This window comes from Blautia sp. HA9023, from assembly GCF_056504095.1.
Genome location: NZ_JBWLUR010000009.1, coordinates 1 through 25,751, shown reverse-complemented (window position 1 = coordinate 25,751; position 25,751 = coordinate 1). Strand labels below are relative to the sequence as shown.

Sequence of the window (25,751 nt, the reverse complement as noted above, 5' to 3'; positions counted from 1 at the left end):
CTTCTTCAGTTACTTCTGTTTATTTCTGCCTCTGATACCTGGTCACCACCAGGATCATGCAGACAAAAGCAATCGCAAACATAGCTTCCAGCCCGATACCTTTCCAAACGGATGCAGCTGCCTCACCTGTGAGGTGGCTGTAGCTTCCAAGAGTCTCATTTACCGTTTCATACCAGTATACAGGAAGAAACTGAGACACCTTCAGGACATTTCTGTCCATAACATTCATGGGAACAAAAACACCACACAGAAAACACATTCCAAGAGACAGGATATTGGCAATCCCGCTTAACATGTTGCTGTTTTTTACAAAAAGCCCGATCAGGTAGGAAAGAGAAAGTGCCACTGCCATCATCACCAGAGTGTTCAGTACATAGTATCCGAAGTTCTCTGAACCTGGAAATGTTTTTCCATACATAAGAATGGCACCTGCCATACCGATTCCCCATAAGCCCCCGCCCATGACAAACATGGCCAGAAGTCCTTCCAGGCTTTGTCTTCTTGCCGAGACTGCCGACGCCTGCATTCTTTTCGGGATATCGTCTTTTTTGAAAGCCATCAGCACATATCCCATGACATAGCAGAGCACAGCAAGAAACAGATATGGCATATAGCGGAAATAATAGAGCCATCCAGGGGTACTGCCATTTCCGTCTGTATCCAGCATGGTGACTTCTCCTCTTTTTTCATCCAGGATCGCTGCTGCCGCTTCCTCCTTGGAAAAACCGGCTTCCAGATATGTCCGCATGGTGTTGAGGCAGTTCTCAAGCTGCTGATCTACATAATATGCTGAGTAGGATCCAGGCACCTTTGTCACGGAAATACTTTCCCCGTTTACCATACAGCTCTCATAAAAATCCTCAGGGATCACCACGATGTACTCTATATTTCTGTAAAAAAGCTCTTCCTGAAGCTTCTCCCTATTGTCTTCCAGCATAGTCACATGATGGGTGTTTTCAAACCATTTTACCAGTCCTTCTGCCAGTGGCCCGTTATCTTTATCCACCACACCGATCTTTATTTTTTCGCTTTCATAGCTGGTATAGGTTTCCTTACCGGCTGCTGCCTGAAGTGCCATTGTCACCCCGAAAAAGATGCACAGATACAGGAGGATCAGGCCTGTATTTTTTTTCATAATTCTCATATAGCCTTTAAATACTGTCATAACGTTCCCTCCTGACCATGAAAAAGGATGCCATCACCAGCACCACACACATCACTGCCAGTGTAGCCAGACTTCTGTAATATCTGGCTGTATCATCATATACATTGATACAGTAAAATGCATCGGCGATCAGTGATGCCGGATTGATCCGGTTTACAAACGGGGCACTTTTTTCCACGATATCCTTCATATTTCCGTTCATCAGTCCCGCAAGGAAACTGCTTACCATGGAGATTCCAAGCATGATCCCGATCTTGGCACCTTCCTGCATTTTTCCAAAGCTACCGATAAACATTCCCATGGATACGCCGATGAGACTTCCGAAAAAAGATACCACCAGCATTTTTCCCATCTGTCCCTGAAAATCCAGATTGAGAATATAACGGAGATACAGGATCAGAATGATCACGTCCATATAGCCCAAGGCAAAAGATGCCAGCTGGTCTGTAAGGATCAGTTTCAGCTTATGGGTCGGTGTCACACAACGTCTGGCTGCCAGAGGTGTGATGTTGGCCTGGATCCCGATAGAAGAGCCAAAACCGATAAAGCATCCGTACAGGCAGGCCATGGCGATCAGTGCGTAAAAGAACTGCACATTTCCGTCAATGGTACGGCCCCCAATGGAAACTTCCTTTACCAAATCCTGGGAGCTTAACAGGGTTTTCATATCCATCTGGGGATTTTTTTTCATAATGTTGGTGATGGTTGCTCTGGTATTCCCACAGCTGTCAAGAACTGTCTGGAGAATACTCTCTTCCATTCCGGTCCCTGCTACTGTAAGGGAAGGATCTTTTCCCACATAATAAATTCCTTTTATTTTTTTATCCTGCAGAGCTTCCAGTGCTTCCTTTTCCGGCATTTCTTCTGCCTTTAAAAGATCCGGGCTGCTTTTTTCCACCTGATCAAGATAGGTCAGGAAAAACGTATCTGCAGTATCTTTCTTCACAACTGCCACCGGAACGGTCTGAAAATCTGCTTCATTGATATTTCCAAATGCAAAGTAGAAAAAAGTTCCAAGCACAAGTGGAAAAACCAGCGGCCAGAAGATGATATTAAAATTCCGGACCTTGGAAAGAAAACTGTATTTCAGTAAATGCAGCATTTCAGCTCACCTCCTAATCTCTCAGCTGTTTTCCGGTGATCTCCAGAAATACATCGTTCAGTGTAGGAAGCTCCGAAAAGACTCTTCCAAAAGAAATATCCTGGCTCTGCAGATAATTAAGAAGACGGATCAGGTTATGCCTGGCATCGGTACAGCGCACGACCAGCACCTGTTTTTCGTACTGCACATCAAACACATGATCCAGTGTGCGGATATCCTGGAGATTTTTTTCTTCCAGGGCAATGGCTTCCACTGTGATGGTCTCTCCTGTTTTGATCATCTGCTTCAGTTCCTCTTTTGTTCCCTGCGCGATCACTCTTCCGTGATCCATGATGGCGATCCTGGTGCAGATCTGCTCTACCTCTTCCATGTAGTGGGAAGTGTAGATAATGGTGGAGCCCTGCCGGTTCAGTGTCTGGATTCCTTCCAGGATCTTGTTTCTGCTCTGAGGATCTACGGCTACCGTTGGCTCATCCATGATGATCAGCCTTGGTTTGTGAGCGATCCCGCAGGCAATGTTCAGTCGGCGCAGAAGACCTCCGGAAAGCTTCCTGGGATGCATTTTCCGGAAATCTTCCAGGCCTGTAAATTCAATGGCTTCCTCCACCAGCTCTTTTCTTCGTTTTTTGTCTCTTATGTAAAGGCCGCAGAAATAATCGATGTTTTCCTGTACTGTCAACTCCTCGAAAACGGCTACATTCTGAAGCACGATGCCGATCTGTTCTTTAATCTTATAGCTGTCCGGTTTCATCTCTTCTCCGAAAATTTCCACCTGTCCTCTGTCGTATTTCAGCAGGGATAACAGACAGCTGATAGCCGTTGTTTTTCCAGAACCGTTTGGGCCAAGTAATCCGAAGATCTCGCCTTCCCGAATATCCAGATCCAGATGATTCAGTGCGGTAAGATCACCGTACCGTTTTACCAGATTTTCTATGTGAACCATACCCTGTGGCATATTTTTTCCTCCTTTTTCACAGTCCGTTAAACGGGACTTTTCTGTTTTATCTCAGAAATTTATATTTCTTTTATGATGCCATTATAACTTTTTCTTCTGTCTGCTCCAAGTGTGGGATGTCATTAACTGCGGATGACAAATGTCATGTCTTTTGTAAGAAAACAGATTTTTCTTTGCAGGTAAGGAGCTGGTATACTATAATGAAAATACATTGATTTCGGAAAGTCATACTGCAAAAGGATTTCATCTGGAACAGGATGCGATAATTTTAGTCAAATATACTTCTGACTCTCTGAAAACGCTGTAATTCCGGGTCCGGGAAAGGAGGGTTTATTTTTTTTATGCGTTATTTTACAGATTCCGCCATATTACTCTTATACAGTATGCCGGCATTTTTTTATGTACCTGCAGATCAGTCCCTTGTATTCTCCCTCCTTTTTACAGTGATCCTTGGCTGCGTTACTTATCTGTGCAGAACATCTGAAACAGAATCCTGGCCCTACAATTCTCTACCAGTGCTGAAAACCTCCGGAAATATCCTTCCGGTTCTTGCCGGAAGTTATGTGGTTTTTGGGTTCTGTTCCCTGTGGATTACGGATCTTCTTCTGTTTTTCCCACTGCTTCTGTATCAGACATTATCTGCCAGACTTTTTCTTCTGGCAGTGGTGGAACTTCCATTCTGGGGACTCCTTGCTTTTCAGTTCCACAAGTTTCCGGAAATTCTCTGTCTCGCCGGAATCTTTGGTTTTATCCTGGCGTTTTTTCTCTGGTCTCATACCAGGCAATATGAACTCCTTGCCCGGAATTTCCGTCAGAGCCGTGATGACAGCGAAGAACACGCACTTCTTCTTTCCGAAAAAAACAAGGCGCTTCTGGAAAAACAGGATTATGAGATCTATGCTGCAACTCTCAGGGAGCGAAACCGGATCGCACGGGAAATCCATGACAATGTAGGCCATGTGCTCTCCCGCTCCATTCTTATGACTGCTGCCTGCAAAACCATCAACAAAGATGAATCCCTTGATCCTCTTCTTGGAAATCTGGAAGAATCTCTGAACGGCGCCATGAACAGCATCCGTTCCAGTGTCCATGATCTTCACGATGATGCGGTGAATCTGGAAGATGCCATAAAGGGACTTGTAAAAGATTTCAGCTTCTGCCCGGTAACCCTCACCTATGATATGTCCAGGCAGGTTCCAAGAGAGGTGAAATACAGTCTGATCAGTATTACAAAAGAAGGGCTTTCCAATGTGATGCGGCACAGTAATGCGGATTCCGTCAATATTCTTCTCCGGGAGCATCCTGCCCTTTATCAGCTTTGTATCGAGGATAATGGTACGCTGGGGCATGAAATTCCGGATATTCACGCTGAGACGGACAGCAATAAGATGGAAAATGTTTCCGGCGGCATGGGGCTGTCCAATATCCGGGACCGTGTGAAGGCGCTGGGTGGTACAGTCCAGATTACACAGGAGAAGGGTTTTCGGATCTTTGTAACGATTCCGAAATCTGTTTCCAATTGAATCTGGAAGATATTTCTCACCTTGCCAGGAACTTTCCTGATTTGGTCAAAGTACTTTTCTGGCGTATTGGATCAGTCTGTTTTTCCTGATCTGTAATTTGATTTTTATAACTCATAAACAGGAGATTTTAATATGAAAATTATAATCGTAGACGACGACTGCCTGGTTTCAGGTGCATTAAAAACCATTCTTGAGGCAAATCCGGATATCCAGGTGACTGCCACCGGCTCTGATGGTGAAGAGGCCTGCTCCCTGTATAAAGAATATCTTCCGGATATCCTTCTGATGGATATCCGTATGAAAGGAATGGACGGACTGGAAGCTTCCAGAAAGATCCTGGGTGAATTTCCTGAGGCAAAAATTCTTCTTCTGACTACATTTTCTGATGATGAATATATTATAAAAGCTCTCCGCCTCGGCACAAAGGGCTATCTCCTGAAGCAAGATTACGCCAGCATTCTTCCGGCGCTACAGGCGGTTTATTCCGGTCAGACCGTATTCGGTACAGAGATCATGTCCAAGATCCCGGAGCTTCTGCAGTCCTCCGACGGATTTGATTATGCTTCCAGAAATATCAATGAACGGGAACTGGATATCATCCGGCTGATTGCCAACGGATACAGCAATAAGGAGATTGCCGCGGAGCTTTTTCTCAGTGAGGGAACTGTACGGAATTATCTCAGTTCCATTCTGGATAAACTGCAGCTGAGGGACCGGACACAGGTTGCTGTGTTTTATTATCAGCACAGATAAGGAGAACTATAATGAACCGCTATCTTACTATCCATATCCCGGAAACAGCTGCCCCGGCACCTGTCTCCCACTTTCTTCGCACCCAGGCCGGTCTTACAAAAAAGCAGATCAGCCAGGCGAAGTTCCGTCCCAGTGGTGTCCAAAAAAACGGACAGCAGTGCCGTGTAACAGAAACTGCTTATCCAGGAGATCAGATTACGGTATGCCTGGAAACGGATGATGTTGACTCTCTGCATCTGGAGTCGTCATCTTTTACTATCAGTTCAGACAGTCACTCTTTCCCACTTTCCACAGACTCAGGTTCATATTCTGATTCCACAGCTTCGGAATTTGCAGGTTCTGATGCCAATTCTCATATTTACCATTCACCGTCTACAACGTCACAGCTTCTTCCTGAGCTGGAGATCCTGTACGAAGACCAGGACATTCTCGCAGTAAACAAACCCGCCGGACTGGTCACCCACCCCTCCGGTTCCCACTACAGCGACAGCCTCTCCAACCAGGTTGCCGCCTATTTCCGTTCCAAAGATGAGCCTACCAAAGTCCGGTCTATCGGACGGCTAGATAAAGAAACTTCCGGCATCCTGCTTTTTGCCCGAAATCAGACTGCTGCCGCCAGATTACAAAAACAACGGGAAAATGGAATTTCAGAGAAAACCTATCTGGCCGCGGTTTCCGGTTCCATGCTGGAAGATACAGACGGAACCTTTCATGCGATCACAACTCCCCTTGCCCCAGATCCGGATAACCGTCTGAAAATGGTCATCTCTCCGGGCAGTTCTCTCCCAGGGAGCAAACCGGCGGTAACTTTATATTCCGTCCTGAAATCCACTGCCCCCGGTTCCAGGATCTCTGCATCCCTTGTAATGCTCCGCCTGAAAACCGGCCGCACTCATCAGATCCGTGTCCACATGGCATCTCTGGGGCATCCGCTTCTGGGTGATTCCCTGTACCATTTATCGGACACAACGAATCTTTTTTCCAGGGCTGCCCTCCACGCATGGAAACTTAAATTTCATCCACCTTTTCCAGCTGGTGAAACGACTTCAGGCATCCTTTCTTCCATTCCCTGCACTGAAAATGCCAAAAAAGAAATCTCCCTGGAAGCACCCCTCCCGGAAGATTTCAAAAAATTCTATGAGACGATGTTCTGAAGCCATACGCCTTTTTTTACGAGGATAAACCCAATGACACATTTCAGCATATCCGCAGCCTGGACCATTGCGTAAATCCCAAGTACAGGAAGTCCTGTAAAACGGCTTAAGGTAAATGCGATCGTCACACTGACCACCCAGATAAACACACTGTCAAACAGGAATGTGATGATAGTCTTTCCACCGGAGCGCAAAGTAAAATACGTTGCATGCAGGAATGCATTCTGGGGCATAAAAAATGCTGTGATCATAATAAGATATTTCGCCAGAGTACGGGCCTCGGCATTGGTGTTGTAAAGTTTCGGAAACAGTGGTGCCATCACAAACATCACAGCAGCCACACAGGTACAGCAGAATACGGAAAATGCAATCATCTTGTTGTCTGTATCCCTGGCTTCCTTCATCTTGCCGGCACCAAGGAGCTGTCCTACAACAATGGCTACAGAATCTCCCAGTGCGATAAATACAATGTTAAATACATTGTTGATAGTATTGGAAATATTTAATCCTGCTACCACATTCAGACCACGGACCGAATAACACTGTGTCAGCATGGCTACTCCTGCTGCCCATAAAGTTTCATTGAGAAGCAGTGGTGTTCCCTTGATCAGGATCTTCTTTGTGAGATTTGCAGGAACCTTCAATGTGGAATACAGGCCCTTAGCAAAAATATTCTTCTCCGTATGCTTATGTGTCCATGTCAGGACAATGCACGCTTCCACATATCTGGAAAGTACCGTCGCAACAGCAGCACCTCTCACTCCCAGTTCTGGGAATCCGAATTTACCATAGATCAGAAAATAATTAAATGTGAGATTGATCAGCACTGCCACAATCCCGGCTTTCATGGGAAGTACAGTCTCACCGCATTCACGTAAGGTACTTGCATAGACCTGCACCATCATAAATGCTGGAAGTCCCAGGAGCATGATCCATAAATACTGCTTTCCATAGACAAGTGTATCCCGGATTTCCTGTGCGGTTCCCTCTCCCCTGAGATACATGCTGATCAGAGAATCTCCCGCTGTAAGAAACAGTACAATAGTAAGTGCTGTCAGGATCACTGCCATCCAGAGTTTATAACGAAGTGTCTGACGGACACCCTCGTGATCCTTCTGTCCGAAATACTGGGCTGTAAAAATCCCTGCACCGGATACCCCGCCGAAAATGCAGAGATTATACACAAAGATCAGCTGATTGACGATCGCCGCACCGGACATCTGCTCTGTACCGATCCGCCCGATCATAATATTATCCAAAAGACTGACAAAATTCGTGATACCATTCTGGATCATGATCGGCACCGCAATGGACAAAACCATCAGATAAAACTTCTTATCCCCTACGAACTTCCGGAAAAAAGATATTTTTTCTTTTACCTTCTCCATAATTTTCCCCCTTGTTCTTTTCGTTTTCCTCCATCCAAAATTCTTCACAAAAAGAAGACTGCTCCTCCGAAACAGCCTTCTTTTTCGTAAGCGTTGTAGCTACTACATTACTACAAACATTTTCTTTTTTCAATAGCTTTTTTAATATCTTTTTACTCTACCATCCGGCTCTCATCTGCAATGTATTCGAAGAAGTCGAAGTCTGCACATTTTTTGTGGAGAACGCGGTCTGCACAGGTGATTCCCACCATGGTTCCTGTGAACTCTCCGTATTTGCAGTACTCATCAGAGAACCTTGTGGTATCAAAAATGCGTCCGATCTTTTCATAATTTTCTCCGTCATAGCTCCACTCAAACCAGGATTTTCTTCCCTCAATGTAGAGTCTCAGATAGATCGGTTTATCTTCTACCGGGATTCTGGTATTCAGGAACTCTGTTTTTTCTCCATTTTCCAGATGGATGATGGACAGGGCGCTCTGTCCCAGGGTTTCACTGTAATATTTCCGGAGATTGATGTAATTCATGTTGTCGTAATACAGGATCAGACCTGCACTGTGCTGGTGTACTTCCGGTGTGAATTCCATCTTTGTGGTGATCCGTGCGTATACGCTTGTAAGCTTTCTGGCCAGGATACTTACTTTGTTGAGAGAGGTTCTGGATTCCTGTCCACGAAGGCGCACATAGCCTTTTCTTGCTTTCACATCTGCAAAACGCTGGGGCATGATCCTTGGAGAGTAATAGAAGTTCCCAAGCTCATCTCCGTCAAAATCATCAAAGTCCGGAGTTTTTTCCACTGGGTATTCCGGAAGGGAAGTTTCCGGCACTTCAATTTTCGCCAGATTGCTTCCATCTGCCATGCGGAGCCAGTTATCTTCGGTCCACATCATTTTCTGAATGGCCGTCTCTCTTCCAAGTGTACAGCGAAGTTCCGGTACAAAAGGTCTGGAGCAGAGATGGACCAGATAAACTTCTCCTGTGGGAAGTTCCACATAGCTTCCATGACCGGATTTCTGAAGTACAGTGTCCGGATTATAGTACTTTGGTTTCAGATGGTCTGGATCCTGGCGCTCGTAGGATTCTCCCGGAACGCTGGTAACGATGGGATTCTTCGGGTCTTTTTCATATGGGCCCCAGACATTTTTGGAACGTCCCATCGTAACGCAGTGGTTATATCCGGTGCCTCCCTCTGCACACATGATGTAGTAATACTCGCCTCGTTTTGTGAGATGCGGTGCCTCGATGCAGCCTCTGTCTGTGCCACCTCTCCAGATCCGCTTCGGATAACCGATGATCTCTTTTTTCTCAGGAGAATATTCTACCATACAGATAGCACCTGGCTTCTCATAGCCTTCTCTTGTTTCCCACTCCAGGGATACCACGTATTTTTTGCCATTGGTGTCATGGAAAAGTGACGCATCAAAACCGGAGGAATGAAGGTAAACCGGCTCGCTCCACGGTCCACGGATATCTTTTGCACAGATCAGGAAATTGTCCACGTCAAAATATCTGGCGTTCATGGAATTCATCACTCCATAGACAACGTAGAACATATCCTCTTCCTCGCAGTAGGTCAGGCAGGGTGCCCAGATTCCTTTTGCACTTGGAAGTTTTTTGAGATCTACTTTTTCATCGTCTGTAATTACGTGTGTGTACAGCTCCCAGTTTTTCAGGTCTCTGGAATGGTAGACCGGGATTCCCGGAAACCACTCAAATGTGGAAACTGCCATATAGTAATCGTCGCCTTTTCTGCAGATACAAGGGTCCGGATTAAAACCCGGAAGTATTGGATTTACGATCATTTTAACATCCTCCTTTATCAGCCGGAAACCAGCCAAAGTCATAACATCTTCCCAGATCCCCAGCTGTCCCATCCGATCCATCCGGGAGTATTTACCGTATCAGTCAGAAGCTTGTAGCTCCAGTAATAATAACCGCTGCCTTTCTCCCAGAGTTCCAGCTGTGCCTTTGCAAGGGCTTCATAGATTTCTTTTTTCTTCTCCGGTGAAAAGCTTTCCTGCCGGCTCCCTTCCACTCCGTTGAGCACGCTCTGGCCGCCTTTTGTGTCACAGCCGCAGGCAAGGGAGTTAAACAGACACCACTCGCCGCAGATCACCGGGAAATATTTTTCCATCTCTGTGATCTGTGGTTCCAGTTCTTCTCTGATATATTTCAGATAGCCTTCAATAGTCTGGCTGCATCCTCTGGCCTCCGCAACCATGAGATACTGATGGGTATCCAGGATCACATTGGAATATTTCTCTTCCTGCATGAAATCTTTCCATTCCATCAGTTCAAATCCATCGTGGATCACAACGTACTTATCTTTTGGCATATAGGCACTGATGCGGTCATAGGCATCCAGATAAAACTGTCGCAGGAATTTCATTGTGATCGGCGCGGAGCCTTTTGCCATCTCCGGGTCTGCCGGTGCGTAACGGTTCTGGATATCCATGGTCTCCCACATGTTTTCTGTGATGGGCTCATTTAAAGGCTGGATTCCAAACAGGCCTTTTCTGTTTCCATATCTCTTTGCAAGACGTTCCAGAACGCTTAATGCAAACTCTACTTCATCAGGATTCTGTGCCCATTTGCACACACCGCTGATGCCTCCGTTGTCAAAACCGTTCTGGCTTAAGGGTACTGTAAAAAGTTTTTCAAAGTGATTTAAGCCAGCAGAAAAAAGATCTGGATCGGCTGAACCTTGTACTGAATTATATTTCTGAAAATTATAAGAGGCCCATTTCCCTGGATGAGATCGCAGGTGTCGCTTATCTCCAGACCGGATATTTCTGTCGTTTTTTTAAGAAAAAGATGGGGGTTACGTTTCTGGAATATCAGAATGAATACAGACTTTCTTTCATTTACAAAGATCTGATCAACACAAAAGACCCCGTGCATGTGATCCTGGAACGCCACGGCTTCACCAATTATAAGCTGTTCCGCCGGATGTTCCAGGAACACTTCGGGTGCACACCTACGAAGGTACGGGAGAATATGAAGAAATAAATTTTCTTAAATATCAAAACTTCCGGGAGCTGGACAACATACTCCCGGAAGTTTTATTATCTATAGTTCCTGTCCATTGGTCTCAATCACATGCTTATACCAGTAGAAACTCTTTTTCTTATAACGCTTCATAGTTCCGCTTCCGTCATCGTTGCGGTCCACGTAGATGAATCCGTAACGTTTGCGAAGCTCTGCCGTGGATGCGCTGACAAGGTCGATGCATCCCCAGGTGGTGTATCCCATCAGATCCACGCCATCCATGACAGCCTCTTCCATCTGGCGGATGTGATCTCTGAGATAAGCGATGCGGTAATCGTCTTCTACGGTCATCTCGCCATCTGCACCCTGAATCAGCTGATCAAACGCACCAAGACCATTCTCCACGATAAACAGTGGTTTCTGGTAGCGGTTCCAGAGTGTGTTCAGAATATAGCGAAGTCCCTTCGGATCGATCTGCCAGCCCCAGTCGCTGGCTTTCAGATACGGGTTTGGCACACCGCCCAGAAGATTTCCCTCTCCCCGGACATTTTTTTCCGGATCTGCTGTGGCACAGACACTGACATAATAACTGAAGGAAACAAAGTCTACGGTGTTTTTCAGGATTTCCATATCCTCATCCGTCACAGAAATGCTGATGCCGTTTTCCCGCATATAACGTTTCGCATATCCCGGATAGCAGCCGCGGACATGGACATCTGAGAACATCATGTTCTTGTGATCCTGTTCCATGGCAGCAAGAACATCCGAGGGATCAGGTGTCAGCGGATATACCGGCATACTTAAGATCATACAGCCGATCTTGAAATCCGGATTGATCTCATGACCGATCTTGGTCGCCCAGGCGCTGGCTACAAACTCATGGTGAACTGCCTGGTAAAGATCACTCTGGGAAAGTTTTTCTTTCGGCGTATTGATCCCGCCGCTCATAAATGGAGATTCCAGGATGGAGTTGATCTCATTAAATGTGAGCCAGTATTTTACCTTATCTTTATAACGGTTGAAAACTGTAGTCACATACCGTTTATAAAATCCGATGAGATCACGGTTTACCCAGCCGTCATAATGCTCTGCAAGATAAAGCGGAGTCTCATAATGAGATAAGGTTACCAGGGGCTCGATCCCGTATTTTCTGCACTCGTCAAACAGATCATCATAGAACTTAAGGCCTGCCTCATTGGGAGTTTCCTCATCCCCCTTCGGGAATATCCTGCTCCAGGCAATGGAAGTACGGAATACCTTAAATCCCATCTCTGCAAACAGCTTGATATCTTCTTTGTAATGGTGGTAAAAATCAATTCCTACCAGCTTCATATTGTCTTCTGTGGGTGCTTCCGTCCTCGGGCCTTTGATCCCGTGAGGAAGGACATCCTGGATGGAAAGTCCTTTGCCGTCCTCGTTGTATGCACCTTCACACTGATTGGCAGCTACTGCGCCGCCCCATAAAAAATTCTTGGCAAACATTTTTTCTGTCCTTTCTCATATAAATCGGATATCTCTCTGCCGGATATCAGATATCCAGCGCTGCGTGATAGCCCCAGTATACTGCATTGGTGATGGTGGAAACTCTGCTTGCATCACCGATCACCGCCACATATGGCGCGCAGTCACGAAGCTCATCCACAATGTCGGTTCTGGATCTCTGGCCCAGGGCACAGATGATGGTGCTTCCGGGAACCAGAACCTTTTTGCCCTCTTTATCCTCACACCATACACCTTCTTCGGTTACCTCAAGGCCCTTGTATCCTGTGTAAACTTCCGCGTATTTGTCGATTTCTTTCAGAAGAAGTGGTCTGTGTCTTACATTGGCATCCGGTGCGAGAACATCTCTCATCTCCACAATGCGGACTTTCTTCCCTTCCATTCCAAGGTGGATGGCACACTCACATCCTGCAAGGCCGCCGCCAAAGACAACTACCTCATCTCCTACTTTTTCTTTCTCTTTATAGTAGTTATTTACGATCACCACATTGTCGCCGTTCAGTCCCGGGATCGGAGGTACCAGCGGTCTGGAACCAGCCGCGATGATCAGTGCATCTGCGTTTTCTTTTTCCGCATACTCTTTTGTCACCGGTGTGGATGTACGGATCTCCACGCCTGCTTTTCTTGCAAGAAGCTCGTAAGTTCCTGCAAGCTCGTACATCTCATGCTTAAATGGCAGGGCCTGCTCGCTTTTCAGGATTCCGCCCAGAGTATCCTCTTTTTCACAGAGAATGACCTGATGGCCTCTTCTTGCCGCTGTATAAGCTGCGTACAGACCTCCCGGGTCGCCGCCTGCTACCAGAACTTTTTTCTTAGCAGGTGCAGGCTGTACTTCATCCCCTTCCATCTCACGTCCGATCAGCGGATTGACGGTACATCTTCTTGTGGAAGTTGCCGCTCTTTCTGCCATGCAGGTAAAACATCTTAAGCACTTAACGATCTCCTCGTCTCTGTTTTCCATGACTTTTCTTGGAAGAAAGGGATCTGCAAGAAGTGCTCTTGCCATGTAAACGATATCGGCTTTTCCCTCTGCAATGATCTGCTCCATCTGTGCAGGATCGTTCAGGCCACCGATGGTTGCAACCGGAATGGCCACATGTTTCTTGATCTCAGCCGCAAGGTAAACATTGCAACCGTGGTCTTTAAACATGGACGGATGGGTGTCACCGAACCCTCTCTGATAAGTTCCTGCGGAAACGTGAAGAAGATCAATATATGGCTCCAGAACTTTTGCAATCTCCACACCGTCTTCCAGTGTGTAGCCGCCTTCAAAAAGTTCAGAACCGCTCATACGGAACTCGATGGGGAATCCAGGTCCCACACCTTCACGCACTGCCTTCAGAACTTCTACTGCAAAACGGCAGCGGTTTTCAAGGCTTCCGCCATACTCATCGGTACGTTTGTTAAAATACGGAGAAAGGAACTGGTTGATCAGCCAGCCATGTCCGCCGTGTACCATGATCATCTCAAAGCCTGCCCTTTTTGCCAGGGACGCGGTCTCTTTATAGGAAGCTACGATCTCGTCGATCAGCTCTTTTGTGAGGGCTTTTACCTCCACGCCATCTGGACGGACAGTATCAGACGGGCCCCACTGGTTCATGGATTTCTGTCTGGATTTATCTGTCATATAAGTTCCTGCATACATTCCGGAATGAGAAAGTTCAATACTCGGTATGGCTCCGTGACGACGGATGGCGTCTGCAGTATAAGTTGCGGATGCCAGGGAATTCAGGATGGATGTGTCCAGATGATAGGCATGGGAGCCATCGGTTTTTGGATGTACCATACACTCGCTGACTGTTACGGCACCTGCACCGCCTTTTCCTCTCAGTTCATAAAAAGCTGTAGATTTCGGGCCGATACATCCGTCGTTTGTAATATCTGTTCCGCCCATCGGAGCAGAAAACATACGGTTTCGAAATGTTACACGGCCAATCTGGATCTGTTTGCATAAGTTTGGATATTTTCGGATCATAATTACCTCCCGTTATTCTGTAAGGAGGGCTCTCAAATATTCGCCCTCTCTTCGGTTTTCAAGTAATTCCATGAGTTCATTTACTTTTTCAAGACTGATCTTTTTCTCTCTTGCTTTCATGTGTACATAGACGGCACCGATCAGGTTTGCGTCATTGTAAAAACGGCAGCTTGTCACCTCCGGGACCGGAAGCGTCCAGGGATACATGCCGTTGATCTTTAAAAGCTCTTCACGGATCAGCTGGAGAAGCAAAGGCTGTTCACTGATCCCGCCGCCTACTGCGATCTTTTCCGGATCAAACATGTACTGACAGTTGTGGATATGGATGGCCAGTTTTTTTGCATGATTCCGGATTCCTGCCAGAGCTTTTTCATTTCCCTGGTTCGCAAGGGAGAACGCTTTTTCTCCGTTTAACTCTTCTACAGGAATGCCGGTTTCCTCCGATACGCTTTTAAGCAGTGCCTGGACACCGGCTGTCTCTGCAAGGCTGTTAGACATTTTGTAGTCATCCTTACTATCTGTGATCACATAGCTGAATTCCCCTGCCATGAAATTTTTTCCACTTACTACTTCGCGGTTAACGATCACAGCACCACCTACTGCAGTTCCGCAGACAACAACGATGGCATTCTGGCAGTCCTTTAAAGAGCCCTGCCAGATTTCAGCCAGCGCTGCACATTTGGCATCGTTTTCTACTGTCACCGGAATCCCTGTTTTTTTCTCCAGGATCTCCACGATATTTACATTGCTGATGCAGAAAAGGCTTCCACCAGTATACATAAAACCCCTTTTGGAATCAATGATCCCCGGCATGCTTAAGGCAATTCCCTCGATCTCATACTGCCCTTTGATCCTGTCACAGATTTCTGTCAGAGACTGGATAAATATTTCCAGAGAATCCTGTTTTGTAGGGGTTTTGTCTTTTTCCAGGATGGAACAGTTTTCTGTGATCACTGCATATTTGATAAATGTTCCTCCTATATCGATCGCCAGATAATTCATGGTGTCATCTCTTTTTTGCGGATTTTTTCTTTGCTGTAGATGATATTGCCTTCGCCGCCGTCCAGACGGTTGAAATATTCATTGGCCTTTTTTGCAACAAAGGCCTGCTGCCCCATAAAGTTAAATGGAACATCATCTGCCTGATCCTTCATGATCGTATCACAGACTTCGATCACACTGCGAATCATATCTTTGGAAGCCCAGATCACATGATGACAGAGACAGGTTGTGTCAAAACGTCCCTCCAGTCTGTTCTGGATCTGGATCAGATTTTCCCTGTACTCTTCCACAGTAAGGGAATTTTTATCAAAAAGGAAGGTAGCATTGTTGCAGGCATCTCCAAGGATCAGGATCTTTTCTTCCGGGATCAGCATGACCATGGTTCCCGGAGTGTGCCCCGGGAGGGCATAAGTTTCCACGGAAATCCCTCCCAGGTCAAATCTGTCACCATCTTTCAGATCTTTAAATGTCATCGGTGCAGGCGGCAGAAATGTCTCTTCCAGTCCTTCCGGCATCTGGCCGCCAAGTCCTGCCAGTACATATCCTTTTCTGTTTTCTATGGAATTCATTCCCAGATAAATTTCGGTATCCGCATGGTTCATGTAGATCTCACATTCAGGCTTTCCATCATTCCCGGTGAATTCCGGTGCTCCCATTGCATGATCGATGTGGCCATGGGTAAGCAGCACTGTAAGTGGTTTTTCCGTAAGTCTTTCCACAAAATCCCGAAGGTTTCCTGCTCCCACGCAGGTATCGATCAGCAGGGAGCGTTCCGATCCATTTACCAGATACATGATCTCTCCTGTGAAGCTTATTATCGCTGTGATTCTGTCGTTTACTTTTTCTGCTCTGTAAAAATCCGCCATTTTATTCTTCCTCCATATCAAGAAGCTTGGATAACTCTGTTCGGAGATTATCTACGATTTCTCTGGTAAATCCCATATAAAACAGTTTTTCCAGGCTCTGGATGCTCTCATAAAAATAATCCTGATTTCCGGTAGAAAGGAAATACATCAGCATTGGAGATACTCTCTCGATCACTTTCATTGCCTCCGGATCATGCATCATATCCTTAAACATGGTTTTGTTGTTATAACGCTGACGAAGATCTTCTGTGGGACGATATTCATAATGATAGCTTCCAGCTTCCACTTCCATAACTTCGCCCTCATAAAACGGCAGACCGATCACTGCACTGCATCCAAATGGAACCTGGATATCTACTGTTACCTTCCCGTTCTTCAGGATTTCCCAGTCTACCTTATATTCTCCATAAGCAGAATCATAGGTCATATGCATATATTTCAGCTTTCCATTCATCAAAGGAGTGATCAGCGCTTTCTTAAATCCAGGCTCCAGTGCCTTTAAGCCTGCTACATCTCTGTAAAGATATTCCACAACAGAGCCATAAGAATAATGGTTCAGGGAGTTCATCATCGTACCGCTTAAATGCCCGTCATCCAGAACGGAATTCCATCTTTCCCAGATTGTTGTTGCTCCAAGATTGATGCAGTGCATCCATCCCGGATAATCTTCCTGAAGAAGGAAATAAAAAGCGTCTTCCTCGAATCCGTTTTCGGCGAGAACCCTGCAAAGGATCGGTGCCCCTGTAAATCCGCCCTTTAATTTGTAGCAGTCTTTGTAAAATCTTGCTTTCAGTCCTGCCACAACAGCTTCTTTTTCTCTGTAGATCCCGGAATATAAAGCTACAATATATCCAGTCTGGGAATCAATTGCCAGACGTCCCGTTTCTGTAAAATATTCCCGGATGATCGCTTCTCTGATCTTCTGATAGAGACCATCATAATATTTTTTATCCTCATGATATCCTAGGATTTCTGCTGCTTTTGCAGTCTTCTGCACAGACATTGCATAGTAGTTGGAGCCAATATAATAGGCATCTGTTCCACCTTCCATGCTCTGCTCGGTTCTTCCGTCAAGTGCAAGCCAGTCACCCAGCTGATTTCCGAAATCATAAAGATATTTCTGTCCTCTTGCCTGGTCTTCCCTGGTGATCTTATCCACCCAGTCCTTCATCATCGGATAACTGGATCTCAGCATTTCTGTATTTCCTGAATGTTCATAAACCACCATTGGAAGGAATGTGGCAATGTCTCCCCATACACTGGAAAAGATCGGTCCGTTTGGATCAAGTACCGGAATCACTCCCGGAAGGATTCCATCGTATTTTACCTGCTCATTTCGAAGGTCGTGGATGAATTTCTGATAAAAAGCTGCGGTGTCCATATTAAAACTTGCTGTTCCGGCAAATACCTGAGCATCCCCGGTCCAGCCAAGTCTTTCATCCCTCTGCGGGCAATCTGTAGGAAAGTCCACAAAATTTGATTTCTGTCCCCACAGTGCATTCAGGAACAGTCTGTTCACTCCCTTATGGCCGGTTTCCATATATCCGGTCCTGTCCATCTTTGAATAAACTGCTTTTCCTGTAAATTCTTCTGCTTTTACTTCTCCCGGCCATCCTGTCACACGCACATAACGGAATCCAAAATATGTAAAGGAAGGACGTACCAGCTCTTCCCTGCCATCGGATACATATACAAACTGAGATTTTGCAGCACGGTAATTTTCGTTATAAAAATTGCCATCCTGAAGGATCTCGCCATGGTCAAATATAAGTTTGCTTCCTTTTGGGAGATGATTCCAGAAGGTCACATATCCGGCAAAATTCTGTCCGAAATCCAGGACTGTTTCCCCTGCCGGTGTATGGATCACTTCTTTTACCGGCATATCTTCCATTTCCATTACAGGAAGGCTGTATCTGGAAACCAGTTTTCCTTCTGCCTCTGTAAGAACTGCCTGTTTCGCCGGATTTTCTTTTTCTTCCCATAACAGATGGTTGATGATCTCGCCGTCATAAATTCCATCGTCTTCCACATCAGAGCCAATATAGTTCCAGGTTTCATCTGTTCCGATCACCTGGATTTCCCCATCTTCATAGATCAGACGAAGCTCCGCGATCAGCTTAAAGGTATCACCAAAATTATTGCTCTGGCTGTTCAGTCCAAATTTTCCTTTGTACCAGCCATTTCCCAGCGATACAGCCAACTGGTTTTCTGCTGTTTCCTGCATTTCTGTATGGTTATCGATATTTTTGATATTTTCCATGACATCAAATGTAAGATACTGTTCTTCATCGTGATAATTGCTGTAATAAGGAGTCAGAACTTCCTCCCCGATTTTTTTTCCATTTAATTTTGCCTCAAAAAGTCCAAGACCGCAAATATAAAGTCTGGCTGAAGCAGGTTTTTTCTTTACTTCAAAATTCTTTATAAAGAGAGGGTGAAAGGTATCTTCTTTTTTTGTTGTGATCCATTTTCCCATCCATGGATCATCCATCTTTCCGGTTTCAAAATATGCAGGCTTGGAAACAGCAGTCTCTCCCTCATCGCTGGTAACGGTTACTCTTACATAATATCTTGTATATGCACTCTGCTCAAATTCCAGTTTTTCCGCCGCACTGTTAAGATTCTTTCCCTCTTTTGTCCAGAGAAGCTCTGAAAAATCTTCTGTCAAAGCTATCTCTATTTTTACATTCTGCTGTCTTCTGGCTGATGTCTCACGAACTTTCCACGATACACATACGGTTTCAAAATCAAATCCCACAGGATTTTCCATACCGTTGATTCTTACATTTACAACTTTCATATATCTCTCCTCTTACTTTGGAATATCTGCGATCACAACTTCAGAAACGCCTCCAAATACTAGAATAGTTATCTAATTTCCGGAGGCGCAAGCAGTTTTCTCTGCTTTTCTCAGTTATTCATTTATCAGCTTTATTCAGCTGCTTCCATTTTCTTTAAATCTCTCTCGCAATGATACAGGATTACCATCAGTACAAAGATAGCGATCACCATGATAAATGGCAGCCAGTTGTACAGGAAGTTAATTGCTGTGGAAACACTTTCCGGCTGTGCGATACCCTGTGCATCCAGAGATCCGTCATAGCCTGCTCCGTTGAGAACCCAGCCAAATACAGCTGTTCCAAGTCCGAGACCGATCTTCTGTGCTGCAGAAACACCGGCATTTCCAAGACCAACGGTATCAATTCCTGTTTTCTTTGTTCCGTATGTAATGGTATCTGCAACCATTCCAAGTGCCATACCGCCGGCCATACCAACACCGCAGCCTTTCAGTACGTTGCAGATGATCATCACGATCGTACTGGAACCGCCAAGAACAGCGAATCCGAGGAATCCAAGTCCCATAACTACCATTCCTGCTTCATAAACAGCTGTTTTTCCAAACTTTTTCATAAATGCAGGTGTTACAAACATAACTGCAAACTGTGCAATGGAAATAGAGTTGGATACCCAGCTGTACTGTCCCATATCATAGAGAACATACTGACAGTAATATACATTTCCCATTGCGTACATGATAATTACGAAAAATACTACAAAACTTGCAGATTTCTGAGTATCTTCCTCTGCGCTTTCAGCAGAATGTACTCTCTCTTTTGTTGAGAAAACACTGAAAATTGTAATTACGATCATTGCGATGCAGTAGATCAGCATTGTGATCGTAAATGCTCTCTGTGTATAAATGTTTTCTGTACTGCTTGTAAAGATTCCAAGTAAGGTAACAAATGTTGAGTTTACAACTACATTTCCAAGTGTCTGAAAAATCTGCTGGATGTTTCCAAGGAATCCTCTCTCATAAGGATTTGCTGTCATCAGTGAGATCATGGAATAATACGGTACCAGCATTCCGGTAAGGCATACAGCATTTACAATGTTATACATCAGGAAAATATATACATACTGTGCCATTTCCGGAAAATTCTGTGGTACAAAAAACAACAGCATGGTGGTGATTCCAAATGGAATACACATTCGTAACAGCCAGGAACGGCCTTTTCCGAGTTTTGATTTTGTACGGTCCACCATACGTCCTACGATCACATCTGAGATTCCGTCAAAAACCTTTGATATTGCAAAAATTGTTGCAATGATACCTGCATTCAGTCCTACTGTGCTGGTAAAATAAATGGTCAGGAAAGAACCGATGATACCATTGATCATATTAAAGGCAAATCCGCCTGTTCCGTAACCGATACGTTCGCTCCATGCCAGGCTGGCATTTGGATCGTTGTGTTTACTTGCCAAACTAAACATATCTCTTTCTCCTTTTCCCTTTTCATCTAATGGGTTTTCTGCATCTTCTGTATTTTTCTGTTTTTATGAAATTACTTTTATTTATCACCTTCTGTCATTCTTGTGTTTTCCTGTTGATAGTGATATTATCAGAAATAAGCGAACAGGATAACGTCTTTAAACGACATATGATTTATCCTTTTCGGACATATACGTTTTTCCTGTTGAAGCTCGTTGACAGACTAAGCGGACTTTCATAATCCGCAGAGAATTTTCCTGATTCAGTTAATTTAGGTGATTTTATGAATGAATACAAACATTTAACAGAAATGATTCCTGAAATGGAACCTGACGAAATATTTTATAAACGGATTTTTCTGGAATATCCGGCTGCACATCTGAATCAGGCACATACCGTCGAGGAAATAGAAAAACTCTGCCCGGAGGCATCTTCCCATGCAGCCGCCGGCTTTACTTACCATCCTGGAAACGCTCTGGATGAAACTATTCTTCCTTCCGATGAGGATACGATCATTTTCCGTCATAACCGGTATGCTCCTGCTTTTTTGCATTCGCACACTTTTTTTGAGATGATCTATGTGCTTCGTGGAACCTGTGAAAACATATTTACCTCCCATACGATTTCCATGCGATCCGGTGATATCTGCATTGTGGCTCCTTCGATCATCCATGCATTAAGTGCTTTCAGCGATGACTGTGTGATCTACAATTTCCTGATAAAAAGCCAGACCTTTGAAGCTGTATTCTTAAATTCCCTTCCAAAATACGGTACTTTACATGACTTTTTCAGCCGGGCACTTTATTCCCCCGGATCTCAGTTTTATCTGTATTTTAAATCTGGAAAAGATCCGCAGCTTGTGAATTTATTTAAAAAAATCCTGAAAGAATATCAGACCCAGAAGCGCTATACCTCCTCCATGATAAATGCGTTACTGGAAATCTTTTTTATCTGTCTTCTCAGAAATCATGAAAAAAACATGATCGTCCCCAACCCGGCCGGAAAGAAGCAGGAAAAAAATATTATTTTTATACTGAAATATATCGAACTACATTATGCAACCCTTACGCTCCCGGAATTATCTGCGTTTTTTAATTACAGCGAACGACAATTAACACGGATCCTGAAAAACTATACAGGAAAAACCTTTTCCACTCTTATCCAGGATATCCGGCTTTCCAGAGCAGCCGAATTATTAAAACAGCCGACCCTTCCGGTAACTACTGTTATGGAAGAAATCGGCTACTCCAACATTACACATTTTTATAAAATATTTGAAAAAAGGTTTCATATGACACCAGCAGAATACAGAAGCAGTATCAGTCCGGACTCTTCTTTGCTGTAACCTTTTTTGAAGCTGTTTTCATATTGTAGATAAATGTTCCAAACGATGCCAGAATGATCAGCGCATATCCGGTAAAGCTGTATTTATCCGGCACTTCTCCAAACAGGAAAAATCCCAGCAGCGTTGCAAAGATAATCTGTGAATAATCAAAAATGGAAATTTTTCCCGCAGGTGCATACGTGTATGCCGCTGTGATCGTAAACTGTCCGCCTGCCGCAAATAATCCTGCCATCATAAGTATTGCAAACTGTTTCACCGTCATTGGTGTGAAATGAAATACCATCCACGGAATCACAGACAAACATGAAAAAACAGAAAAGTAAAATACAATGATCGGGCCTTTCACTCCATGGGTTCCAAGTACACGTACCATTGTATATGCAATTCCAGCGCCCAGTCCACCACAGACTCCGATCAGTGCAGACATAAATTCCGCATTATGAAATCCCGGTTTTACAACAAACAGACATCCCACAAATGCCAGGGCCACACATGCTGCCTGCGTCGGGCTGATTTTTTCTTTTAACAGAAGAAAAGAAAAAATGATCGCAAAAAAGGGAGACAGTTTATTCAGGATTGAAGCGTCCGCTACCAGCAGATGATCGATCGCATAAAAGTTACACAGGATTCCCATGGTTCCACATACACAGCGTAAGATCAGCGGCCCCCAGTATTTTTTATTAACCTTCGGCAATGTATGATCTTTACATAAAATGACCGCCGCAAACACTGCCGCAACCAGATTCCGGAAGAAGCTTTTTTCCACAGATGGAAGATTTCCGGCCAGACGGACACTTACATTCATACATGCAAAGAAAAATGCTGACAGGATGATCATTATCATACCTTTTATATAATTTTCCTGTTTCATTTTATTTATTCCTGCCTTTTTATAATTTCATTGCGCTACGGATGCAGCTCTCAATATACGCTTCTCCCAGATCTGTATTCAGGCTGAGATCAAAGTTTCCTGCTGCGCCCCACATGCGGCGAGTATAGTAACGGTAGTTGTCTGCGCGGAGTTTTTCGTTTTTCTGGACAACAGCTCTGGCTTCTTTCTCAGAGATGTTCTGTCTCTGTGCTACTCTTTTGATTCTGCTTTCAAGAGGTGCAGAGAAGAATACCTTCAGGCAGTTTGCGGAATTTCTGAGGACGTAATCTGCACAGCGGCCTACGATCACGCAGTTGCCTTTTTTTGCCAGATCACGGACAACCTGTGATTCCGCCTCGAAAATTTTGTCCTTTGGTGCTTCATCCTGCATATCTGTGTTCAGGTACATCTGATTGACCAAATCATAGAGAAGACTGTTTGTCATGATCTCCTCATTTTTCTTAATAAATTCCGGCGTGTAGCCTGTGGTTCCTGCTGTCATCTGAATGATCTCTGCATCATAGAAATCGTATCCCAGCTTTTCTGCAAGTGCCTTGCCCATATTGTGGCCACCACTTCCAAACTGTCTTCCAATGGCAATGACATTTTTTCCATAAGTTCCTGTTGTCTGCTCGTTTGCTTCGCTCTCGTTTTCTGCTGATGCTGTTTCCGGGAAGATCATATCTTTCAGGAATGCAAGTTTTTTTCCGATAAGTCGTGCGATAAATCCAACCAGAAGGGCTGCAATAACTGTACCTTCTCTTACCCCGTCCAGTCTTCCTGCAAATACAAAGGAAAGTACTGCAGCGATCACTGCCATGGATACATCAAAACAAATCTTGGTTGTTCCGAAGTTTGTTTTCCATGTGAGGACAATGGCACGGACAAAGGATTCTCCCGGAAGCATGACAACGTCCGCCAGGACCTCCATATAAACGCCTGCGCCAAGGATCATACACCCGATGAGCAGATATACGATTTTCATGATATATACTTCCGGATTGACCCAGGAAAAAAGGATCATGGTAAGATCGATAAAATATCCGAAAATGATGGATACCGGGATCTGAAGGATGTGCTCCAGTTTAAAATTCTTCCGCAGAATGATCAGCTGCAGGATGATCAGTAAGATACTGAAAAAGATGGTAAAGTTTCCAAGTGTGAATGGAAAGTTCAGGCTTAACACATAGGGAATTGATGAGATTGGTGAGGTTCCCAGATTTGCCTTGGTAATCAGACTGACTCCCAGGGAGTTTACAAACAGTCCCACCAGAAATATTAAGTATCGTTTTAGTTTCTCCATTATTTTTGTCTCCTCCTCATTGTACAGATTTTCGCCGGATAATTATGTCTATGCTGCCATTATCCGGTTATTGTAAAGCGGATATCCGCCTGTTTACTTTATCTCAGCAAGATTCCTGTATATCCTGAGAAATATCTCCATAAATACTTTCTGTTCTTCTTCTGAAACATTGTTTAATGCTGTTTCTTCAATCTTTTCAAAAGTCTCTTCTACCAGCTTCTGATTTTTCTTTCCGGATTCTGTCATAAAAATATGAAAGGTACGGCGGTTTCCGTTAAGCATTTTTCTCTCGATCAGTCCTTTTTCTTCCATTCGATTTAAAATAGAAGTTAAAGATCCTGCCTCGATCAGACATCCTGCCGCAATTTCCTTCTGACTGGCGCCATCGTGATCTTTCAGATAATCCAGAACCTTTGGCTGTCCCAGGGTAAGGCCGGTATCCTTTAACTGTTCCATCAGCTTTTTCTGGACCATCATGTGGTTTGCCATGGACAGATAGTGAAAAGAATCGTTCATATATCTTTCTCCCTTTTTAATAGTTATAATTCAAACATTTAGAATTATAACTATATTAATTACGTATGTCAATATTATTTTTAAAATATATTGGAATTCTGTACAAAAAAGAGAGCTGTTTTTATTTCAATCTGTACAAAATACAGGGAAAATCACAAGGACAAACGTATAAATAAAATGATTATCTGTCCGCATAAAAAAACAGCGAAATGGATATTCGCTTCCATTTCACTGTTTAATGTTATTTCTGTTAATATGTTTGTGTTGTTTTATGCAACCTGATTCTTGTTGTTAGTAATGGTGATCAGATGGCTCTTGATCAGTACCGGACGTACTGCGTTGTAAATGATCGCTACCAGGATCACGGATACAACTGCATTGATGAATGTTGCTGCCGCACTCATTTTTGCAAGTGCCTGTGCCAGCTCCTGTGGCTGTCCCAGGATGTACTGTTTGTAAAAATATCCTACGATAGGATCTGCTACTACGTTAAATGCAAGTCCTGCGATGGATGCGATCACGCTCCATTTAAATACATATTTCTTATCTGTGCTTTCGTTGATCTTTGCAATCTTATGTGCCACGAGACCTACGATCAGACCGATACAGAATTTCAGTACAAAAGTTTTCGGTGCTCCTGTGATGTAAACAGGGTCCATGATGTCTGCGATTCCCATTCCAATTGCTCCGGAAAGACCTCCGTATACGCCGCCAAGAAGCAGTGCTGCCAGTACACAGAATGCGTTTCCGATATGAATGGATGTTGCATCTCCGCCTGGTACCGGGATCTTGATCTGCAGGAATGTGAAAGATACGTAGCATAAAGCTGCTAATAATGCAGTTTCTGCAAGTTTGACTACTGTGTTGTTCTGTGTGTTCATAATAATTCCCCTCTCGTTTTGTTATTACTTTAGTGTGTGATTAGTTTAATGTATGAATGTAATAACACGGGTGTTATGGTACTGCTTGTTTGGGTATATTGCAAGGGGCAATTTTTATATTTTTTTAGGGGACAGTTTTTGGGGGATAAAAAAAGTGGCTTGATTGGCCACTTTCTTTTGTATTGTATATTCAAAAC

Annotated in this window: 21 protein-coding genes; 5 read left to right on the top strand and 16 right to left on the bottom strand. The window is 44.3% G+C overall.

Annotated elements, in window-relative coordinates:
* Positions 1 to 19 precede the first annotated feature (19 nt).
* Genes AC04Q6_RS13770 through AC04Q6_RS13760 form a run of 3 tightly spaced genes read right to left on the bottom strand, consistent with a single transcriptional unit; the run spans position 20 to position 3,210 of the window.
* Positions 20 to 1,165, bottom strand: coding sequence for an ABC transporter permease (locus AC04Q6_RS13770; protein ID WP_476389740.1), 1,146 nt, complete (start codon positions 1,163 to 1,165; stop codon positions 20 to 22).
* On the bottom strand, positions 1,152 to 2,267 hold the full coding sequence (locus AC04Q6_RS13765; RefSeq protein ID WP_476389739.1) for an ABC transporter permease: 1,116 nt from the start codon (positions 2,265 to 2,267) through the stop codon (positions 1,152 to 1,154). Before AC04Q6_RS13765 ends, AC04Q6_RS13770 begins: the two co-directional genes overlap by 14 nt.
* Before the next feature lie 13 nt (positions 2,268 to 2,280).
* A complete protein-coding gene (locus tag AC04Q6_RS13760; RefSeq protein WP_118064678.1) occupies positions 2,281 to 3,210 on the bottom strand; it encodes an ABC transporter ATP-binding protein in 930 nt (309 codons plus the stop codon).
* Positions 3,211 to 3,563: 353 nt separating this feature from the next.
* Between AC04Q6_RS13760 and AC04Q6_RS13755 the strand changes: the two genes are divergently transcribed.
* The 3 genes from AC04Q6_RS13755 (at position 3,564) to AC04Q6_RS13745 (ending at position 6,652) form a co-directional block, all read left to right on the top strand.
* Entirely contained in the window at positions 3,564 to 4,745 is a 1,182-nt protein-coding gene (locus tag AC04Q6_RS13755; protein WP_476389738.1) for a histidine kinase, read from the top strand.
* Between the two features lie 132 nt (positions 4,746 to 4,877).
* Positions 4,878 to 5,498, top strand: coding sequence for a response regulator (locus AC04Q6_RS13750; RefSeq protein ID WP_476389737.1), 621 nt, complete (start codon positions 4,878 to 4,880; stop codon positions 5,496 to 5,498).
* A gap of 11 nt (positions 5,499 to 5,509) precedes the next feature.
* Positions 5,510 to 6,652, top strand: coding sequence for an RluA family pseudouridine synthase (locus tag AC04Q6_RS13745; protein ID WP_118071940.1), 1,143 nt, complete (start codon positions 5,510 to 5,512; stop codon positions 6,650 to 6,652).
* On the opposite strand, the gene AC04Q6_RS13740 is transcribed toward AC04Q6_RS13745, so the two are convergent.
* The 3 genes from AC04Q6_RS13740 to AC04Q6_RS13730 all read right to left on the bottom strand — a co-directional run bounded on the left by AC04Q6_RS13740 (position 6,634) and on the right by AC04Q6_RS13730 (position 10,636).
* The gene (locus AC04Q6_RS13740; RefSeq protein ID WP_476389736.1) at positions 6,634 to 8,040 is read right to left on the bottom strand and encodes an MATE family efflux transporter; all 1,407 of its coding nucleotides are present in this window, start codon (positions 8,038 to 8,040) and stop codon (positions 6,634 to 6,636) included. The genes AC04Q6_RS13745 and AC04Q6_RS13740 overlap by 19 nt on opposite strands.
* 152 nt (positions 8,041 to 8,192) lie before the next feature.
* Positions 8,193 to 9,839, bottom strand: coding sequence for a family 43 glycosylhydrolase (locus AC04Q6_RS13735; protein ID WP_476389735.1), 1,647 nt, complete (start codon positions 9,837 to 9,839; stop codon positions 8,193 to 8,195).
* Between the two features lie 38 nt (positions 9,840 to 9,877).
* Complete coding sequence (locus tag AC04Q6_RS13730; protein ID WP_476389734.1) at positions 9,878 to 10,636, bottom strand: glycoside hydrolase family 5 protein; 759 nt, start codon at positions 10,634 to 10,636, stop codon at positions 9,878 to 9,880.
* A gap of 89 nt (positions 10,637 to 10,725) precedes the next feature.
* On the opposite strand from AC04Q6_RS13730, the gene AC04Q6_RS13725 reads away from it, so the two are divergent.
* The gene (locus AC04Q6_RS13725; RefSeq protein WP_417029329.1) at positions 10,726 to 11,046 is read left to right on the top strand and encodes a helix-turn-helix transcriptional regulator; all 321 of its coding nucleotides are present in this window, start codon (positions 10,726 to 10,728) and stop codon (positions 11,044 to 11,046) included.
* Between the two features lie 60 nt (positions 11,047 to 11,106).
* Here the strand turns inward: AC04Q6_RS13725 and AC04Q6_RS13720 are convergent, their stop codons facing one another.
* The 6 genes from AC04Q6_RS13720 to AC04Q6_RS13695 form a co-directional block, all read right to left on the bottom strand.
* Complete coding sequence (locus AC04Q6_RS13720) at positions 11,107 to 12,507, bottom strand: 6-phospho-beta-glucosidase (RefSeq protein WP_476389732.1); 1,401 nt, start codon at positions 12,505 to 12,507, stop codon at positions 11,107 to 11,109.
* A gap of 46 nt (positions 12,508 to 12,553) precedes the next feature.
* On the bottom strand, positions 12,554 to 14,500 hold the full coding sequence (locus AC04Q6_RS13715; protein WP_476389731.1) for an oxidoreductase: 1,947 nt from the start codon (positions 14,498 to 14,500) through the stop codon (positions 12,554 to 12,556).
* A 12-nt stretch (positions 14,501 to 14,512) separates the two neighbouring features.
* Positions 14,513 to 15,502, bottom strand: a complete 990-nt coding sequence (locus AC04Q6_RS13710; protein ID WP_021976204.1) for an ROK family protein — start codon at positions 15,500 to 15,502, stop codon at positions 14,513 to 14,515.
* Complete coding sequence (locus tag AC04Q6_RS13705; protein ID WP_476389730.1) at positions 15,499 to 16,368, bottom strand: MBL fold metallo-hydrolase; 870 nt, start codon at positions 16,366 to 16,368, stop codon at positions 15,499 to 15,501. The genes AC04Q6_RS13710 and AC04Q6_RS13705 overlap by 4 nt, the downstream gene beginning before the upstream one ends.
* 1 nt (position 16,369) lies before the next feature.
* Entirely contained in the window at positions 16,370 to 19,168 is a 2,799-nt protein-coding gene (locus AC04Q6_RS13700; protein WP_021976206.1) for an alpha-L-rhamnosidase, read from the bottom strand.
* A gap of 131 nt (positions 19,169 to 19,299) precedes the next feature.
* Entirely contained in the window at positions 19,300 to 20,640 is a 1,341-nt protein-coding gene (locus tag AC04Q6_RS13695) for an MFS transporter (RefSeq protein WP_021976207.1), read from the bottom strand.
* Positions 20,641 to 20,921: 281 nt separating this feature from the next.
* Here AC04Q6_RS13695 and AC04Q6_RS13690 point away from each other — a divergent pair, with 281 nt between their 5' ends.
* Positions 20,922 to 21,983 carry a helix-turn-helix domain-containing protein gene (locus tag AC04Q6_RS13690; protein WP_476389729.1) on the top strand — a complete coding sequence of 354 codons (1,062 nt, stop codon included), beginning with the start codon at positions 20,922 to 20,924 and terminating at the stop codon, positions 21,981 to 21,983.
* Here the strand turns inward: AC04Q6_RS13690 and AC04Q6_RS13685 are convergent.
* From AC04Q6_RS13685 to AC04Q6_RS13670, 4 genes are all read right to left on the bottom strand, one after another.
* Positions 21,958 to 22,854: a DMT family transporter gene (locus AC04Q6_RS13685; protein ID WP_021976209.1), complete on the bottom strand. Its 897-nt coding sequence runs from the start codon at positions 22,852 to 22,854 to the stop codon at positions 21,958 to 21,960. The two genes, AC04Q6_RS13690 and AC04Q6_RS13685, sit on opposite strands and share 26 nt — an antisense overlap.
* 19 nt (positions 22,855 to 22,873) lie before the next feature.
* Complete coding sequence (locus AC04Q6_RS13680; RefSeq protein WP_174088682.1) at positions 22,874 to 24,157, bottom strand: cytidylate kinase family protein; 1,284 nt, start codon at positions 24,155 to 24,157, stop codon at positions 22,874 to 22,876.
* 93 nt (positions 24,158 to 24,250) lie between these two features.
* Positions 24,251 to 24,673 carry a MarR family winged helix-turn-helix transcriptional regulator gene (locus tag AC04Q6_RS13675; protein ID WP_021976211.1) on the bottom strand — a complete coding sequence of 141 codons (423 nt, stop codon included), beginning with the start codon at positions 24,671 to 24,673 and terminating at the stop codon, positions 24,251 to 24,253.
* A 269-nt stretch (positions 24,674 to 24,942) separates the two neighbouring features.
* Positions 24,943 to 25,554: an ECF transporter S component gene (locus AC04Q6_RS13670; protein WP_021976212.1), complete on the bottom strand. Its 612-nt coding sequence runs from the start codon at positions 25,552 to 25,554 to the stop codon at positions 24,943 to 24,945.
* Positions 25,555 to 25,751 lie beyond the last annotated feature (197 nt).

Bases quoted from the DNA above. Each gene is read 5' to 3' on its own strand.
- AC04Q6_RS13755 (WP_476389738.1), top strand. From the start codon at position 3,564: ATGCGTTATTTTACAGATTCCGCCATATTACTCTTATACAGTATGCCG.
- AC04Q6_RS13750 (WP_476389737.1), top strand. From the start codon at position 4,878: ATGAAAATTATAATCGTAGACGACGACTGCCTGGTTTCAGGTGCATTA.
- AC04Q6_RS13745 (WP_118071940.1), top strand. From the start codon at position 5,510: ATGAACCGCTATCTTACTATCCATATCCCGGAAACAGCTGCCCCGGCA.
- AC04Q6_RS13690 (WP_476389729.1), top strand. From the start codon at position 20,922: ATGAATGAATACAAACATTTAACAGAAATGATTCCTGAAATGGAACCT.
- AC04Q6_RS13765 (WP_476389739.1), bottom strand. From the start codon at position 2,267: ATGCTGCATTTACTGAAATACAGTTTTCTTTCCAAGGTCCGGAATTTT.
- AC04Q6_RS13705 (WP_476389730.1), bottom strand. From the start codon at position 16,368: ATGGCGGATTTTTACAGAGCAGAAAAAGTAAACGACAGAATCACAGCG.
- AC04Q6_RS13715 (WP_476389731.1), bottom strand. From the start codon at position 14,500: ATGATCCGAAAATATCCAAACTTATGCAAACAGATCCAGATTGGCCGT.
- AC04Q6_RS13675 (WP_021976211.1), bottom strand. From the start codon at position 24,673: ATGAACGATTCTTTTCACTATCTGTCCATGGCAAACCACATGATGGTC.
- AC04Q6_RS13670 (WP_021976212.1), bottom strand. From the start codon at position 25,554: ATGAACACACAGAACAACACAGTAGTCAAACTTGCAGAAACTGCATTA.
- AC04Q6_RS13720 (WP_476389732.1), bottom strand. From the start codon at position 12,507: ATGTTTGCCAAGAATTTTTTATGGGGCGGCGCAGTAGCTGCCAATCAG.
- AC04Q6_RS13735 (WP_476389735.1), bottom strand. From the start codon at position 9,839: ATGATCGTAAATCCAATACTTCCGGGTTTTAATCCGGACCCTTGTATC.
- AC04Q6_RS13685 (WP_021976209.1), bottom strand. From the start codon at position 22,854: ATGAAACAGGAAAATTATATAAAAGGTATGATAATGATCATCCTGTCA.
- AC04Q6_RS13770 (WP_476389740.1), bottom strand. From the start codon at position 1,165: ATGACAGTATTTAAAGGCTATATGAGAATTATGAAAAAAAATACAGGC.
- AC04Q6_RS13710 (WP_021976204.1), bottom strand. From the start codon at position 15,502: ATGAATTATCTGGCGATCGATATAGGAGGAACATTTATCAAATATGCA.
- AC04Q6_RS13700 (WP_021976206.1), bottom strand. From the start codon at position 19,168: ATGAAAGTTGTAAATGTAAGAATCAACGGTATGGAAAATCCTGTGGGA.
- AC04Q6_RS13695 (WP_021976207.1), bottom strand. From the start codon at position 20,640: ATGTTTAGTTTGGCAAGTAAACACAACGATCCAAATGCCAGCCTGGCA.
- AC04Q6_RS13740 (WP_476389736.1), bottom strand. From the start codon at position 8,040: ATGGAGAAGGTAAAAGAAAAAATATCTTTTTTCCGGAAGTTCGTAGGG.
- AC04Q6_RS13680 (WP_174088682.1), bottom strand. From the start codon at position 24,157: ATGGAGAAACTAAAACGATACTTAATATTTCTGGTGGGACTGTTTGTA.
- AC04Q6_RS13760 (WP_118064678.1), bottom strand. From the start codon at position 3,210: ATGGTTCACATAGAAAATCTGGTAAAACGGTACGGTGATCTTACCGCA.